Below are 16,303 nucleotides of genomic sequence, written 5' to 3' on the forward strand. Positions count from 1 at the left end.
AATCAGAACTCATTCTGAGAAGCAAGCAGGGCAAGGAACTCATCTACCGGCATAGGTCTGTAATAATAGAACCCCTGTACCATGTCACAGCCCGCGTTTTTCAGAAAATCGATGTACTCCTTCTGCTCCACCCCCTCAGCGATTGTCTCCATGTGAAGTGCTTTTGCAATATGAATAATAGTCGCCACAACAGCGCAGTCCTGGGGGTTAAAATCTTTTGCAAAAAACTGCCGGTCTATCTTCAGAGCGTCCAGCTGAAGGCTGGAAATTACTTGAAAGGACGAATACCCGCTTCCGAAATCGTCCAGCATACAGGCGAATCCCCTCCTCTTGAATCCGGGGATCAGCCGCATCATTCTGGCGCCGTCGTCAAAGGAGATACTTTCCATCAGCTCAAACTGAATCCAGGATTCCGGTACATCGTACTGTTCAAACACCGCCATATAGTCAGCAAACAGATCATCGTCATTATAATAGGATTTGGATATATTAAAAGACAGCGGCACCACCGGTATACTGCTCTCTTTGCACTCCTGCAGCTTCTGGCAGATCTTTTCAAAAATATACAGATCTACATTTCTGATATAACCATTGCTGTCAAGAACCGGGAGGTAGTCCGTAATCGGAATCAGCTTTCCGTTCTCATCAAACCAGCGAAGCAGAACCTACGCTCCTACGATTTTCTCATCACTCAGGCGCACTTTAGGCTGCAGATAGGGGGTAAAGCGCTCCTGATTCACTGCCTCCACCGCTTTTTCTTCAATATCGCAGTCATGCAAATACCTTTTTGATATACTGCTGCTGTAGAAATCATAAGAGGTATTCCTCAGATGAACGTGTCCGCACATCGTTCGGGCCAGCTCCGCCTTATTGAGAGCAGTATGGAAATCGTCGTCCGGATTATCGATCATATAGACACCAAAGGAAAAGAATATCTTCATATAAATCCTGGGATCCTCACACTGATATCCCGCCCAGTCAGTATCATAAATAAACTGTACGAGAGCCTCCTTATTCTCCCGGTGAAGCAGTATAACAAAATTGTCGGAATAAATTCTGGAAAGATATTCATTTTCATGGAGAAAACCGTCTAAAATATCGTAAATCTCCTTCAATATCTCATCAGACGCTATCTTTCCGTACCGCAGATGATACTTTCTGAATTTTTTTATGTTGATGGTCATAACCGCATAATGACTCATCCGGCGCAGACAGTTTTCCTGGTATTTTTCTTTGATCCAGTACTCGTTTCCGCCTCCTGTTACAGGATCTTTGTACATTTCTTCCAGCTGTATCTTCATATGGTATTTTCCTCGATCTGTCGTACTTAATTCCCTGATTTTTATCATACCAGATTTTTCCGCTTAAAAAAACCTTTTTATGAAATAATGTCACTTTTTCAAAAACGGCTGCAGGAATTCAGCCGCTGCCCGTGGCTGCCGCTTACCCCTGAAAAACTGCCGCTTACCGGAAACTCATGGATATTTTCCGACACTTCCTTTATAATAAACCCATCTGGAGCAAATCCCTGATAGGAGAATAAAAAACGGATAGGGAACAAAAATAAGAAGAAAAGGGCAGGAGGAGACAGACATGCAGACTCTGATCAGAGTGATTCCGGAAAAGGAACCTGAACATGCGGAATTCTATGTACATTGTAAAGACCAGTCCATAGAAAGGCTGGTAGAATATGTGGAACAGGAACGGTATCACACCATGATGCTCACATGTTATCGCGAAGATGAAATCGTAAAGCTTAAAGAGCGTGCGATCTGCTTTATTGAGACGGTACGTGAAAAGCAGTTGGTACACACGGATTCCGAAACGCTTGAGGTAAAGAAAAGGCTGTATGAACTGGAGCATCTTCTTCCGGCCGGATTTATCCGGATTTCCAAATCCGTCATCATTAATATGGACCGTGTATCGTCATACCGCCCAATGGTAAATGGTTTAATGGAGGTATCTTTTCCCAATAACAAAACCGTCTATATATCACGAAAATACTTAAAAGACGTTCGCAGTCAGATAATGGAGGTGCGAAATGAAAGAAAATCTTGTGGAAACCCTTAAGCAGGGCCTTCTTCTTGGAACGCTGCTGCTGCTGTGCTCTCTCACGGCGCTGAGGCTGGCTGCGCCGGAAGAAATCGGGCCTGTATGGTCCCTGTTCCCAGCAGTCCTGTTGGGATACATGGCTGCAGGCTGTCTCCTGCATTTGCTGCGCGGCCTGGCTGCACGGCTGGACTCCTCGTTCTTTCGCGGTGCAGCCGCGTTGGCCTGGTGCTATATTTTCCTGTTCTGCCTGTTTTCTCTGGCACACCTATTCCCTCGTTCCATCCAGGTCATGTTTTTGACCAGTACCGCAGTGCTTTTGCTGCTGTGGGAAGCGGAGTACCGATATTTAAAATCTGTTGCAAAAGATTTGAACAGTGGTGCAGCCGGAAGGATTCTCCTCATAGATCTGGAGAAAAAACCGGTTACCCCGGAAGAGTTCTTTGCAGTTCTGGAAACCTACTGTCAAAAGAGCTCTATCGCGCTGGAATACATTAAGAAAGACATTCCGGCCACCGTCAGGCTTAACGGCCGTCTGCATACGGTGGCGCTTACTGAATCCTATATGTACGGCGGCCCCGGATGGTCTTTGGAAATACAGGAAATTCTGTGACACATTTAATCAGACCTGCCTGCGCTTCCCGTAAAATTTGCATACATTTGTGCTAATGCTCCGCGCAGGACTACAATCTCATCTTCCTTTATTCCATTGTACTGGAGGTCATAGATTTTTTCGGAAATGTGGCAGAGTGCATCAGCAAGATGAATTCCCGCTTCTGTCAACACGGCCATTGTCACCCGATTGTCCTCCGGTGCCTTTCTGGTCTCCACGTAACCGGCTTTTACAAGCTTTTTTATGAGATGGGTCACGGTCTGAGGCGTCCGGTCAATATCATGCGCCAGTTCGTTCATGGGCATTTGCCCATGCTTCATCAATTCCAAAATAATGGCGCCTTGTGAGGGTACGATATCCGTGATGCCGTCCCCCGCCAGCTCTTCGGCAATGAAACGGCGTATCTCTCCATCTATGCGGCTGATCAGCGTAAAGGTATTGTCAATCATGACTTATCGTCCTGCCTTTTCACCACATCCAGCATGGCGCCGTTCAGCTTAAGGGGCTTGCCGTTTCCTCTCAACTGTCTGGCGCACGCCAGATAATAGTGGCGGGCATTGGCACTCGTCTGCCTCCGGCCAAGCTCGGTCAGCGCATCAGCCTTGAGGCCGGAGGCCGCTTCTATCTCCCGGCCGCAGTCTAACAGGAGATCACACAGCTCTGCGGTCCACTGCGCCTCACCACGCTCCAGGGCGGCCTTTCCCTCAGCCAGCACCTGACCGGCGCCTCCCATCATCGCTGTGATCTTTTCTGCCCGTTCCTTCGTATTCATGTGACCCAGCTTCGTTGGATTTCCGTCAAACCACCCCAGATAACCGGTATAAATGGACCGGACAGACCACTCTACGGTTCCGTAGTACTCCTGTAAATAGGGAAGTGACGCCAGGCGCTCAGGAAGGCGGATGCTGTCAGCCAGTTCATCCGGTGTAAGGCCCTCGTTCATGCCGCGAAGCGTCTCTGTCAGCACGTATTCCAGCGCATCCCGGTAATTTTTAAGCGTCGTCTCCACCTCTGCGCTTCCAATCACGGCTCTGGTGTGACCGGGAAGCAGATACTCGGCCCTGTACTCCCTCATCTTATCCAGGGAATCGATCCAGCCGCTGATATCCCGGTACTGGCCGCCGCGGATGGCGTATAAATTAGGCCAGGATTCATAATAATTGTCACCGCAGCAGAGAACGCGGTGCTGAGGGAACCAGACAAAGATCTGATCGTCTGTCTCCCCGGGGGCGGCCCCGAGAACGACCTTCGTACCGTCGATTTCCAGTTCCAGCAGCTCCTCCTCGAAGAGCTCCCTGCATGGAAGATTTCCCTTTTCCCCGTTGATTTCATTTCTGGGCCCGATTCCCACACAGATGTTTTCCTCCGGCGGCAAACCGACGCCGAACTGTCTCGCTCCGCGCACGCCGCAGATGTCCTTGATCAGGCCGGTCCTTCCATACTGGGGATACGACGGCTTTCTCCCGATAATCCGCGTATCGGGGCCTGCGAATACCGATGCGCCTGAGGTGTGGTCGAAATGAAAATAGTGCGTATAAATGATCGTCCGGACAGGCTTATCCGTCAGCTTCTCAAACGCTTTCCTGGCTTCCTTGGCTGGTGTGACACCGTTTAACGTATCCACCAAAATGCAGGACTCCTCTCCTATCACAAGTGTACACGTGCTCCCGCCATATCCCAAAGCAAAATATACACGGTCACAGATCTTCGTAATTCCTTTTGGAAATCCGTTTTCTGCCTGTCTTTTTAATTTTTCCTCGCCCTCATAGATCATGGTCCGTCCTCTCTTTCCCGATTTACTTCGATATCGAATGTTTTTCTTTTATAATACTTCGATATCGAAGTAATGTCAACAAAAAAGCAGGATGTTTCGTCAAAGAAACATCCTGCCCTCCCATTTCGTACCGCGAAAACGAAGTGTGAAAACCCCGGCCCGGAACATCCAGTCCAGAAACATCGCAAACCATACACAGATGACGCCCACATCCAGAAGAGACCGGAACAGAAAACTGCAGCCCACCCGGAATATCCACATGGAAATCATGGAGACAGCCATCGTAAACTTCACATCGCTGGCCGCTCTCAGCGCATCGGAGATGTTAAAGGCCGGCACCCAGACGAAAAGACATGCCAGAGCCTGCCATCTCACGATTTCCACCGCCAGCACCCATGTGGCATGGTTCATCTGGTAGAACCCCACCACCGGACCGGCAAAAATCCAGGACAGCGCCGCCACGGCACCAGTCACCAGGAAAGAGAGTCTGGTAATTTTCTTCACGTAATACCGCGCCTGCTCCAAATCTCCAGCTCCTGCGCATCTTCCCACTACGGTAATCAGCGAAAGGCCGATGGCAAATCCAGGCATATGGGTGAACTCGGAGATAGTCAGCGCCACCGCGTTGGCGGCAATTGCCGTTGTCCCGAAGGAGGTGACAATCCCCTGAACCAGCAGCTTACCAATATGAAAGATACTGTCCTCCAGGCCGGTGGGGACCGCCAATCTCAGAATATTTTTTACCATGAAGCCGTGCCAGCCGCTCTTTAAGAACAGCTGAAGCCGAATGACTCCCTGGTAACGGTACAAAAGAATAAAAATCGCCGCGCTGCTGACGACTCTCGCCAGTAAGGTAGCGAATCCGGCTCCGAATACGCCCCAGTGCAATTCAAAGATAAAGACGGCGTTTAGCACGACATTAATTACACTCATGAGAAATGATACGGTAAACGGCAGCGCCGCATTCCCCATGGAACGGAAAATCGCACTGCCGCTGTCAAACATCATCAGGAAGGGGTAGGAAGCCATGGAAAAATAGAAATAGATCATGGCCTGACGAAGAACCTCCGTCTCCGCGGCCCCATAGAGGCCGTAAACGACCGTTTTGCGGAACAGAAAACACAGTGCCGCAATCATCAGGGAAAACAGAAGGGAGACAAGGAGCAGGTGCTTTGCGGCCAGATTGGCCATATCTTCGTCCCTTTTCCCCAGATACTGGGTACAGATGATGGTTCCCCCCGTCACCAGCGCAGCGAACATGCTGCTAAACAGCATGTTAATGGAATCTATGAGGGAAATACCCGAAATCGCTGTCTCCCCCACCGATGCGACCATCAACATGTCCGCGATTCCGATGGTCCCCATGATCACCTGCTCCAAAACCAGCGGTACAATCAGCCTAACCAGTTGTTTTCTGTCAAATAGCATCTTATCACTTCCTTAATTTCACGGGACCTGTCTTTTTATGAAGGAAAAATACCGCCGCCAAAATGGCGCAGATAAATTCCGAAACAACCGGTGAAAGCCAGATTCCATTCTCTCCCAGAAGAACAACCATGACGCCAAGAGCCGCAGCAAGGAAGAAAAGTCCTCTTCCCGCCGAGACAGCAAAGGACTGCCAGGGCCGCTCCATCGCGGTAAAGTAACCGGCCGACACCACGTTAAAGCCAATAAACAAAAACGACAGCGAATAAAGGCGAAGCGCCCTAATGGTATAGACAAACAGTTCGCCGTCCCTCCGGTCCAGAAACGCGCCGACAAAGATCTGCGGAAAGAATTCCAGGACAAATACATAGACAACCGACACAATCACTTCCATCAGGAGCGAATACTTTAAGAGTCTCCGGCAATGACCAAGTTCCCTGGCACCGTAATGGTAGCTTGTAACTGGCTGCATCCCCTGGGCAATCCCAGCCATGGTGTTCAGTACCAGGGTATTTATATAGGAAATGACCGTATAGCTGACGATACCGCTCTCCCCGATCACGCGAAGAATGGTCTGATTGAACAGGAACACCACAAGACCGCCTGAAAGCTCCGTGAAGCCATTGGCCAGACCGAGGGGAATGATCTTTTTATAAACGCCCGGATTCCATTTGAATCTGTGGAAACAGAGTTTCTTCCGAAAACATGCAAAATATGTAAAGAATATGATTGTGGAGGCAACCTGAGCCAGTCCGGTAGCGAATGCCGCTCCCCAGACACCCCAGTGAAATACCATGACAAAGACATAATCCAGGATGACATTAGTCAGTCCGCACACCATGACCCCGATCGTTGAAACGACAGGCGTTCCATCTGTTTTCACCAGTGCCTCCATATTATAGGACAGGATAAAAAATACGGCAAAGGCCCCGATGGTTCCCACATAGCTCTTTACGTACTCCAGATTGTCCGGGGATGCGCCAAGAAACATGGCGAGAGGCTCCAGAAACAGGAACGTGAGCGCGGTCACTACAAGGGAGACAATGGTTAAGACGACCAGATTCATGGAGAATAGGCTGCTCGCCTCTTCCTCCTTCTTCTGTCCCAGCGCAATGGAAATCAGCGTGGAAGTGCCCGTCGCCATCAGCAGACCTATGGAAAAAATGCAGATTACATAGGGCATGGAAAGATTCACCGATGCCAGCGCGCTCTCACCGACTCCCCATGCCACAAACATCCCGTCCACCATGGTATACAGCGCAAAGATCCACATGGATACAATAGATGGAATTACGAACTTGAAAAACTTTTTTAATAACAAAATAAAACCTCCCTGAGGGAAATATTCCTCAATATGATAGTGTCTCAAGTATTGCGTTTAAGTAGGAGAGGCTGTTTTTGGCGGCTGTTTCCGTATCCGGATCATTCGTGATTTCCAATGCCAGTGCTCCGTTATAACCGACACGGCTTAATGCTGCCAGCGTTTCCGCAAAGTTATAATGCGCATGCCCCGGATACCAGCGGTTATTATCTGCCACATGGACGTGGCAGATGGCGCCGCCGGCGCTTTCGATGGCTTTCCCGATATCATCTTCCTCGATATTTAAGTGTACCGTATCCAGGTGAAGCTTCAGCCGGTTAGAGCCAACCACGCGAAGAAGCTCTAATGCCTCTCTGATCGTGGTACCATAATCACTCTCAAACCGGTTCATCACCTCAAAACCTAAGGTTACGTCGTGTACTTCCGCTTCTTTCACACAGAGTTTTAAGCTCTCCGTCAGATTCCTTTTAAATGCTTCTCCATCCTGACCGCAGTCGGAAAATCTTCCAGCGATGAGACCAATGATAACTATACCATGATATGGAGAGGCTGTCACCATGTGCCCGGTCAGACGGCGGATGGCTGCAGCTCTTTTCCCCGGATCTGCGCTGCCGAGACAGATTCCGTCTTTCTCATAGGCGGAACCTGTACCGATGGAGGTGAGTACTACCTGGTTCTCCTCCAAAATCAGGTATAACTGTTTTCGGTCGATCTGATCCGAATCGTAAATGTGAAGTTCTGCAGCACGATATCCCAGCGCGGCCATCTGAGGAACCGTCTCTTCAAACGGTCCCCGAAACAGGATGGGATCATCCCCGCCTGCGGATACACTTGCTGTAGCTGCAATCGTCATACTCATATTTGTTCTCCTTCAGCGGCAGAATTGGAAATGGCTCCATTTCCGGTTATTTTATCGATGTTCTCCAAAAGCAGCGGTTCACCGTCGCATCCGCTTATGGAAACATCGTTTAAAACAAGTTCCTGAACATTCTTGATGTAGAGGCCTAATTTTGCAGTCAGCTGGATGTCATCCATCATGGCTGGTTCATCCGGTTCCGGATTCTCATCGTAATCAATAGTCACATGGTCAAATTCCACGTAATCCACCTTCATCTCCGGCAATCCGTATAAAAATGCTCCAGCTACATGGCAGTTATGAGCCTCGATGTTTCGAAAAATCATCTGCTTTACCGATGGGGTCCGCTCGTCTACTGGAAGTGGCGATTTACATTTCACATAATCCGAATGGCAGTCGGGATCACAGCAGTTGTAGTAAGAATTTAAAACAAAGGGCGTCAGCACATGGTCCATGCGGATATTCTCAAAACAGATATCTTCAACAACGGCATCTTTTCCTCTCCCACGTCTCGTCTTGATCCGCAGTCCCCTGTCGGTGTGCAGAAATAAACAGTCTTTTACATGAACATGCTTCACTCCTGCCGCCATTTCACTGCCGATGGTCACAGCTCCGTGCCCATTATTCATGCAGCACTGGCGTACTTCGACGTTCTGTGACGGTATCTTATATTTGTGCCCCATATAATATTTTCCAGACTTTAGTGCAATACAGTCATCTCCCAGAGAGAAATAGATGCCGGCGATTTCCAGACCATTCACAGACTCAGGATCCATGCCGTCTGTATTCGGTGAATCCCATGGATTTAAGATGGTCAAATCCAGGAAACGGAGATCATTCGAGAAATAGGGATGGATATTCCAGGAAGGACTGTTCTGCACGGTGACTCCATGAAGCACCACATGATCACAGTGATTCAAAAATACCATACGGGGGCGGAATGCGATGATTTTCGCCCTGTCGTCCTCCCACCAGTCCTGAAAGGTGGCGTTTCCATCCAGGATTCCCTCTCCGGTGATCACCACATTTGAAACATGGATTCCCGTAATCATACTGGTAAAGATATCGAGGGGATTTCCCTCCCAGGATCCGAGATTGTACTCCGCTGTCTCATCATAGCTCTGAATCATGCCGGGAAGCACGCCGAACCGTTCCCGCTCTGCATGGCCCAGGAGCACGGCGTTCTTCCCGATATCAAGTGTGAAGTCACTCTTTAAAAACAGGCTGGTTACGAGATACGTTCCCTCCGGGATAAACACTCTCCCGTCTTTCGGGCAGGAGGCGATCGCCGTCTGGATGGCCAGCGTGTCGTCATGGATTCCGTCGCCCTTTGCTCCAAAGCGCCGCACGTTCAGCGTAACAAACTCATAATCGGTACGGACCGAAAACTCCGCATAAATCTCTCCGCCGCACCGCAGGGATACGCGGTACTCCGTGTCGGGCGTAAGGCCCGGCACAGTCTGGATGACGCGGCTGCTTGTTAAGATGAACCGGTCATCCAGCCATACTTCATACTCTTTTTCCGTATAGAAGACTCCGAAGTCCTCCCATTCCAGAAGGAACTTCCGGGAAGTCTTGAAAATCACGTTTGCTTTCATATTTTTACCCCTTTACACCGCCTGCCGCAATGCCGTCCACGAACTGATCCTGTGCCAGGAAGAATACGATCAGAGACGGAAGCAGGGTGACGACCGACAGCGCCAGAACCTTATTCCACTCAAAGCCGGTCTCCGCATCCGTTAAAAGGCGGAGCCCAAGGGAAGTCGGATACTTCTTTACACTGTCGATATAGATTAACGGTCCCTGGAAGTCGTTAAATGCCCACATGAACTGGAACAGCGCCACTGAAACGATGGTTGGCTTTACCATGGGCACCACGATGTATACCAGCCGTTCGAAGGAATTGCAGCCGTCGATTTCTGCCGCTTCCTCCAGTTCCCTGGATACAGACCGCATGAACTGAACCAGCATGAAGATGAAGTATGGTTCGGCTCCGAAAAAGGCCGGAACCACCAGCGGCAGGTAGGAATTCGTCCATCCCCATGTCCGGAATAAGAGGAACTGTGGAATGTTAAGCACTACCTGCGGCAGGAACAGCGTCGCCAGCAGGATGGAGAACCAGAAAGTCTTTCCCGGAAACTCGAAACGGGAAAATCCGTATGCCGTAACAATGCTGGCCACCACCGCTCCAATCACCTTCGGTATGACAATCTTAAAAGTATTGATCAGGTAAAGGCTGTATGGATTGCCTGTCGCGGTCCAGCCGTCAATGTAAGCCTGAAACGACGGACTCTTCGGAAGGAAGCTGATGGTTGAATAAATCTCATTGTTGCTCGCCTTAAACGATGCGCCCACCATCCAGAGCATAGGGTAAAACATGACGAAGCCTACCAGGATCAGAACGGTATAGCGAACCACGGTACTGATCTGTTCTCTTGTTTTCTTACTCATCTCAATCGTCCCCCTTATCTCTCATCATCCGAGTAATACACCCAGTACTTCTGGCTGGCAAAGGAGACCACGGTCAGAGTACAGATGATGATAAACAACAGCCACGCCATTGCACTGGCAAGCCCCATCTCATACGTACGGAACGCATTCTGGTAAATTAACAGGGAGATCAGCGTCGTCGATCCCAGCGGTCCGCCCTTCGTGATGATAAATGCGCTGTTGAACTCCTGGAATGCCTCACAGAGCTGTGTGATCAGGTTATAAAAAATAACTGGTGTAATAAGCGGTACTGTAACGGAGAAAAACTGTCTCCATTTGCCGGCACCGTCGATAGAGGCGGCCTCGTAAAGCTCCTGCGGAACACCCTTTAACGCGGCGAGAAAGATCACCATGGCGGAACCAAACTGCCATACGCGAAGCAGGCAGATGACGAAGAGCGCGTAGTGTGTGCTGCCGAGGAAATTAATCTTTTCACCGCCAAACATCTGGATAAACTGGTTGATCAAACCGTCTCCCTGGAAAATGAATTTCCACACGACCGCGATCGCCACAGAACCTCCCAGAATGGAAGGAATGTAGTAGATAGTCCGGAACATTTTGACGAATTTCAGTTTAAAATTCAAGATATATGCGATGAACAGGGAAAATGCCAGTTTCAGCGGCACCGTGAGAAACGCATATTGAAATGTAACCTTAAATGCCTTTATGTATTTCTTCGTATGAAATATGCTTAAGTAATTGTCGAGACCGATGAATTCCGTTCCCGGCTTAAATAAACTGTAGTTAGTAAAACTGTAAAACAGGGACATAATAAATGGATAAAACTTAAAAATCATAAATCCAATGATCCACGGCAGAATGTAAAAAAATCCTCTGTATTTGCGGCAAAAGTTCTTCCAGTTTCGTATCTTTACGGGCTGTGCTTCCATACTCTCACTCCTATCATTCCATTTTCATCAGTTCGGCCGTTACCATCATAAGTACCCCCATGGCCTTTACATCATCATCGACTACCGGCTCCGACAAGTAGTAGTCAATGCTTCCATCCCGCTCCGTGCGCGGTCCAAGGCCTGCCACTGCGCATGTGCCGGATAAATGGTATGCACCGTCGTCTGCCTGGTATATTTTCTGCTCCAGAACGGCATCATAGATTTCCCTTCCCCTTGCAGCATATTTTTCTTCCAGAAGCGCCCCCAGGCGGCAGCCTTTTAAGACCGCGTAAGCCACCATGAGTGATCCGGAGGTTTCCAGGTAATTCCCCTCCTGCTCCGGAAGTGCCGGAAGCTGGTAGAAAAGCCTGCTCTCCTGATCCTGGTACTTTAAGATCCCGTGTACTGCTTCTCTTAAAAGCTCGCCAAACCTGGCTTTCACCTCATAAATCTCCTCGGAGGCCAGCTCGCAGCAGTCAACGAGAGCCATTAAATACCAGCCGATGGATCGAAGCCAGAAGTTTGGGGACAGCCCTGTTGCGGGATCGGCCCATTTTCTGTCTTTATACTCATCATAGGCATGGTAATACAGGCCGGTTTTCTCATCGTACAGAAGCTTTCTCGCCTGGTTGAACTGATTCATGATATCGCTGTAATTCCTCCTCTCGTTAAAACGGTTTTCATATTCCATATAAAACGGCTGTCCCATATAAAGGCCGTCCAGCCATACCTGAAAGGGATAGATCAGCTTATGCCAGAAGTTTCCTGTAGTCAGGCGGGGCTGGTAGATCAGCTGGGTCATCAGGGTATCGCATGCTTTCCGGTACCTTTCCTCTCCCGTCTCATCATAGAGGAAGTAGAAGATTTTCCCCGCGTTAATAAAATCCAGATTGTATTCTTCACGGTGATAACTCTTTATGGCTCCATTCTCTTCAATATAGGGGCTCACCATCTTAACGATAAAATCCAGATACTCACGGTCTCCCGTCAGCTTGTAAAGACGGGAGGCACCGACAAATAAGCAGCCATCCTCATAGTTCCATTCATACATGGACTGGCCGTCAATTTCCACCAGATAATCATCGAGCCCTTCGTAATTTTTCATATATTCTTTGAAAATTGGTGTAAGATTCATATAATGTGCTCCTTCTCCTTTTTTGTTTATAGCTGAGTTTTCCAAACACTGCACACTTTCGGGTACAAAAAGGGGACGCCGCCCCGGCAGCGTCCCTTTTTGCTATATCCTATCGCTCTTAATTAGTATGGGTTAGCCGCATTCACGTCATTGATGGAATCGATTAAATACTGTGCCATCTCCGCCGGATCTGCTCCCGCGCTTAAGTTGTCAAATACTTCGTAATAAGCACCGGTACGTTCCTTTAACGCGGAGTTTTCGAAGTTCGGATCAAAGGTATAGTGACAGAACGCAAGCACCTTCTGGTTGCCTTCCAGAGTCTGTCCGCCTAAGATATCCGCATCCTCCAGGATCTTCTTTGCCGCCGTGTTGCAAACGGTGCCGCGCTCGGTTCCCATTAATTTTACACCGTTTTCATTGGAAGTGATGTATTCCAGAAGTAAGGCGGCCTCTTCCTTGTGTTCGGAGGTCTCGGTGATGGCGAAGCCCTGGGAAACCTTGCTCATGCCGGCCGGATTGGGTCCTAAATCAGTTGGGTAATCTCCAAGTACCAGCTCCTGGCCTTCATCTAAGGAATCAGCGATTTCCTGGACGTTGGAATCGTATTCGGTCAGTCCGGCGTAGTGGCCATCCATCCATTTTTTGTTGGATAAGAAGTTTTCCGCACCATCTCCGGCGATCGTGGAGATCTTCGGGAATACGTGGTCTTCTTCCAGAGAATTGATCCATTCCATGCCCTCTGTCACTTCTTCCACCGTGTAATTGACGGATAAATCCTTAATCCATTCCTTTCCGTACTTTTCCTGAAGGTACATTACCATCCAGATCATTCTCTCGTAGCCTTCCTCAGCCAGCGGATAGTAATCGTCGCCGAGTTTTTCCCGGAACGCTTTGCCTGCGGCGCGAAGATCTTCAAATGAAGTAGGAATGGCCACTCCCGCCTTGTCAAAGGTAGTCTTGTTGTACATCGGAAGCTTTCCCGTGATGGAAACCGGTACGCCCTGAAGCTTTCCGCCGACGGTCATGGCCGCCAGGTTGGTCTCCGACCAGTTATCCAGGGAAATAATGTCTTTAAACTGATTCAAATCTGCGAATTTGGAGCCGTCAGATGAAAACTGGTAAAGCCAGTTCCAGTTGATCTGCATCAAATCAGGGGCTGTTCCGCCTGCCAGCTGGGTAGCCACCTTATCGGTCCATCCATCCCAGGAGGAGTATTCACATTCTACGGTAACCCAGGGATATTCCTGTTCAAATGCCTCGACGGCCGCCATGGTCGCCTTATGTCTCGTCTCCCCGCCCCACCAGGAGAACCGCAGGGTAACAGGTTCTTTTCCGTCCGTCGTGGATGCGCCTCCCGCAACGGTGGCTGCCTCCTGCGGCGTCTGTGCCGTAGTCTGTGTTGTCTCCTTCGCGGCATTGCCCCCGCATGCCGTAAGTGATGCTGCCATTGCCGCGGCTAAAACCGCAGCTGTCATTTTTTTCATCATGATCTTTCCCTCTCCTTTTATCGGTTACTGCGCTTTTTTTGCTTCCAGTTCGGCTTTCGTCAGCTCAATTTCAAACCAGACGTAGTTCACATTTTCATCCTCTTCGATTTCGATCGCATGCTCAATATCGGTCGGTATAAACGCCCAGTCTCCCTCATGAAGCTCGATTTCCTCATCCGCCGCGCGGTAGATGAACTTCGTTCCCGGCATTCCGTAATACCACTGATAAAGGTTATCATGGCTGTGAGGAGCCGCCTTGTTCGGTCCCTTACCGATAATAGCACCCATGGTCATGCGGGTGAGGAAATGGGTATCCAGAATGGAAAGCGCCTTGATGCCTTCCGGACGGAAGCCCTCGATATATTCGATACAGCCGCTTAATGGACAGAATCTAGGCAGTGCAATGTGCCAGTGCTCAAACTGCTCGTAATCCTCCGGAAGCATGACAGAAGTCAGCTGTAAAAATTCCATGTCTGTTGCGGCGTGTAAAATATTCGCTTCTTTGTCCATGTTTGGGATAAACAGAGAAGGTTCTTCGATATTAAACGCCTTCTTCGGTGTGGCCACATAGCCTTCGCCCCTGGTAAAGTAGTAAATCTGTGTCTGATCGCCAAAGGTTTCCAGCGTAACCACGGTACCGGCTGCCACTTTGCATTTGTAGGTATGTACGCCGTCTACCATGCCCGGAAGCATCTCCGCTCTTAAAATTCCGTTTCCTGCTGTCTCAAATTTCATGTCTTCTTTTTTCTGGTAATGAATCACTGACATCTTAAATAACCTCCTCGCTATGAGCACTTAGCGGTTGTATTTTAACCGCTTACGTGCGATGCATGTCATCTCCACTTAGTGAGGTATCTCACGAGCTTAGTGGAGTGGCCTAATTATGTTTCATATAATCTTTCCAGAGAGATTGATACTCCTGTAAAACATCCTCCCGGCTCAAATCGCCGGTCAGATAAAAGCCCCAGAGTTCGGCACTCTTTTTTTTCAGTTCCCCGGGAAGGCAGTTTACCACGTCGAGCGCGGTCCCGCCTTTCTTGATGCTTTCCTTTACTTCGGCCGCCAGAGGGGACAGCCCCTCCAGGCTTTCGTCGTTCATGGCCATGACCGGAAGGCAGCCCATCGTCTCTCTTAAATACCGGGACGCCTCTGTTGAAGTGGCGAGCCAGTATAAGAATTCCTCGGCTTCCTTCGGATGCCGGCTGCTTTTCACCACAGACAGTGCCTGGACTTCCACGATCAGCTTATTTCTCTCCGCTTCCTCGTAGAGGGGAATCGCTCCGATGGAGATATCCCGTTCCAGAGCCGGTTTGGACTTTGCCAGAACCGGCGCGAGCCAGCTGCCCTCGTCATTCAGCATTGCGTATTTTTCAATGAAGAAGTAATCTCTTGCGGTCGGGGCTCCGGTTGTTAAGGAATCCCGGTTTCCGAAACGCAGGGTCAGATCAAAATAGTCCGCCAGCGCCTGCCAGTTCTCTTCATACTCCTGCTGACGGTCTTCCTCTAACAGGGATTCCATATACGCGGTGGGATTGTCCTCCGCCATCGCAGGAAGCATGAATAAGTTGCCCGCCATGGTAAGCAGCGTTTCTTTATAATGGTTCATCATGGGCTTTATGTCCTGTTCCTCCAGATCCAAACATAACTGTTCGAATTCGGATGTCGTTTCAGGAAAACGTTCCCAGCCGGCTGCCCTTAAAAGCTTCTGGTTATAGGCGATACCGATCCCCTGAATCTGGAGCGGTACCGAGTAGACCGTTCCCTCCAGACTTCCCATGGTGCGGTACGGCATCGGAAGCTTCTGCAGTACGTTTTGAGCTTCCAGCGGAAGCAGATGGTCCTTCCACTCTTCCATGGAACCCTCGAAGCCGACGTAGATAATATCCGGAAGCTTCTGAGACGCCAGGCTGACCCGCAGCAAATCGGAATACATACTCCGGTCCACCAGATTCCATTCGATGCTCCCGATCTCCGGGTGCTCCTTTCTGTACAGATCCGACAGTTCCTTCACATATCCGCTCCATTCGGAAGACGGCATGCTTACGGTAAGTACAATTCCTGGTTCTGCGGCTGCTTCTGCCGCGCCGGTTTCTGTGTTTTGACTTTTGCATCCCACTGCGGCCAGCACAATACCTGCTGTTATTAAACCGATTCTAACCCTTCTCTTCATCGTAAAACACTCCCCCTGATGTGTTGTTGTCACAGTATTTTTTATAGTATACCATGACAGTTACAGGGGCGGGAACTAAAAATAACCATCACT

At 49.4% G+C, this 16,303-nt stretch carries 16 protein-coding genes; 2 read left to right on the top strand and 14 right to left on the bottom strand.

Features of this window, described 5'->3' with window-relative positions; translation table 11 throughout:
• Window positions 1–2: 2 nt before the first annotated feature.
• Both H8S75_RS13830 and H8S75_RS13835 read right to left on the bottom strand, forming a co-directional pair.
• Window positions 3–662, bottom strand: coding sequence for an EAL domain-containing protein (locus tag H8S75_RS13830; RefSeq protein WP_187022216.1), 660 nt, complete (start codon window positions 660–662; stop codon window positions 3–5).
• Between the two features lie 3 nt (window positions 663–665).
• Window positions 666–1,301 carry a GGDEF domain-containing protein gene (locus tag H8S75_RS13835; protein ID WP_187022118.1) on the bottom strand — a complete coding sequence of 212 codons (636 nt, stop codon included), beginning with the start codon at window positions 1,299–1,301 and terminating at the stop codon, window positions 666–668.
• Between the two features lie 292 nt (window positions 1,302–1,593).
• On the opposite strand from H8S75_RS13835, the gene H8S75_RS13840 reads away from it, so the two are divergent.
• Entirely contained in the window at window positions 1,594–2,070 is a 477-nt protein-coding gene (locus tag H8S75_RS13840; RefSeq protein ID WP_187022119.1) for a LytTR family DNA-binding domain-containing protein, read from the top strand.
• Window positions 2,042–2,662 (top strand): DUF4318 domain-containing protein, encoded by a 621-nt coding sequence (locus tag H8S75_RS13845; RefSeq protein WP_187022120.1) that lies wholly within the window; start codon window positions 2,042–2,044, stop codon window positions 2,660–2,662. Before H8S75_RS13840 ends, H8S75_RS13845 begins: the two co-directional genes overlap by 29 nt.
• Before the next feature lie 5 nt (window positions 2,663–2,667).
• Here H8S75_RS13845 and H8S75_RS13850 read toward each other — a convergent pair whose 3' ends face one another.
• The 12 genes from H8S75_RS13850 to H8S75_RS13905 form a co-directional block, all read right to left on the bottom strand.
• Window positions 2,668–3,111, bottom strand: a complete 444-nt coding sequence (locus H8S75_RS13850; protein ID WP_187022121.1) for a MarR family winged helix-turn-helix transcriptional regulator — start codon at window positions 3,109–3,111, stop codon at window positions 2,668–2,670.
• Complete coding sequence (locus H8S75_RS13855) at window positions 3,108–4,436, bottom strand: alkyl/aryl-sulfatase (protein WP_187022122.1); 1,329 nt, start codon at window positions 4,434–4,436, stop codon at window positions 3,108–3,110. Before H8S75_RS13855 ends, H8S75_RS13850 begins: the two co-directional genes overlap by 4 nt.
• 99 nt (window positions 4,437–4,535) lie before the next feature.
• The gene (locus H8S75_RS13860; RefSeq protein ID WP_187022123.1) at window positions 4,536–5,864 is read right to left on the bottom strand and encodes an MATE family efflux transporter; all 1,329 of its coding nucleotides are present in this window, start codon (window positions 5,862–5,864) and stop codon (window positions 4,536–4,538) included.
• Window positions 5,865–5,868: 4 nt separating this feature from the next.
• Window positions 5,869–7,182: an MATE family efflux transporter gene (locus H8S75_RS13865; protein WP_187022124.1), complete on the bottom strand. Its 1,314-nt coding sequence runs from the start codon at window positions 7,180–7,182 to the stop codon at window positions 5,869–5,871.
• A gap of 28 nt (window positions 7,183–7,210) precedes the next feature.
• Entirely contained in the window at window positions 7,211–8,041 is an 831-nt protein-coding gene (locus tag H8S75_RS13870; RefSeq protein WP_187022125.1) for a sugar phosphate isomerase/epimerase family protein, read from the bottom strand.
• Window positions 8,038–9,636 carry a glycoside hydrolase family 28 protein gene (locus tag H8S75_RS13875; RefSeq protein ID WP_187022126.1) on the bottom strand — a complete coding sequence of 533 codons (1,599 nt, stop codon included), beginning with the start codon at window positions 9,634–9,636 and terminating at the stop codon, window positions 8,038–8,040. The genes H8S75_RS13870 and H8S75_RS13875 overlap by 4 nt, the downstream gene beginning before the upstream one ends.
• 4 nt (window positions 9,637–9,640) lie before the next feature.
• On the bottom strand, window positions 9,641–10,489 hold the full coding sequence (locus H8S75_RS13880; RefSeq protein ID WP_187022127.1) for a carbohydrate ABC transporter permease: 849 nt from the start codon (window positions 10,487–10,489) through the stop codon (window positions 9,641–9,643).
• Window positions 10,490–10,503: 14 nt separating this feature from the next.
• Window positions 10,504–11,418: a carbohydrate ABC transporter permease gene (locus H8S75_RS13885; protein WP_187022128.1), complete on the bottom strand. Its 915-nt coding sequence runs from the start codon at window positions 11,416–11,418 to the stop codon at window positions 10,504–10,506.
• A gap of 13 nt (window positions 11,419–11,431) precedes the next feature.
• The gene (locus H8S75_RS13890; RefSeq protein ID WP_187022129.1) at window positions 11,432–12,553 is read right to left on the bottom strand and encodes a glycoside hydrolase family 88/105 protein; all 1,122 of its coding nucleotides are present in this window, start codon (window positions 12,551–12,553) and stop codon (window positions 11,432–11,434) included.
• Between the two features lie 122 nt (window positions 12,554–12,675).
• Window positions 12,676–14,040, bottom strand: a complete 1,365-nt coding sequence (locus H8S75_RS13895; RefSeq protein WP_187022130.1) for an ABC transporter substrate-binding protein — start codon at window positions 14,038–14,040, stop codon at window positions 12,676–12,678.
• Window positions 14,041–14,064: 24 nt separating this feature from the next.
• Window positions 14,065–14,808, bottom strand: coding sequence for a cupin domain-containing protein (locus tag H8S75_RS13900; RefSeq protein ID WP_187022131.1), 744 nt, complete (start codon window positions 14,806–14,808; stop codon window positions 14,065–14,067).
• A 109-nt stretch (window positions 14,809–14,917) separates the two neighbouring features.
• Window positions 14,918–16,210: an ABC transporter substrate-binding protein gene (locus H8S75_RS13905; RefSeq protein ID WP_187022132.1), complete on the bottom strand. Its 1,293-nt coding sequence runs from the start codon at window positions 16,208–16,210 to the stop codon at window positions 14,918–14,920.
• Between the last annotated feature and the right edge of the window lie 93 nt (window positions 16,211–16,303).

The sequence above is a fragment of the Hungatella hominis genome, from assembly GCF_014288005.1.
Lineage (GTDB): Bacteria > Bacillota > Clostridia > Lachnospirales > Lachnospiraceae > Hungatella > Hungatella effluvii.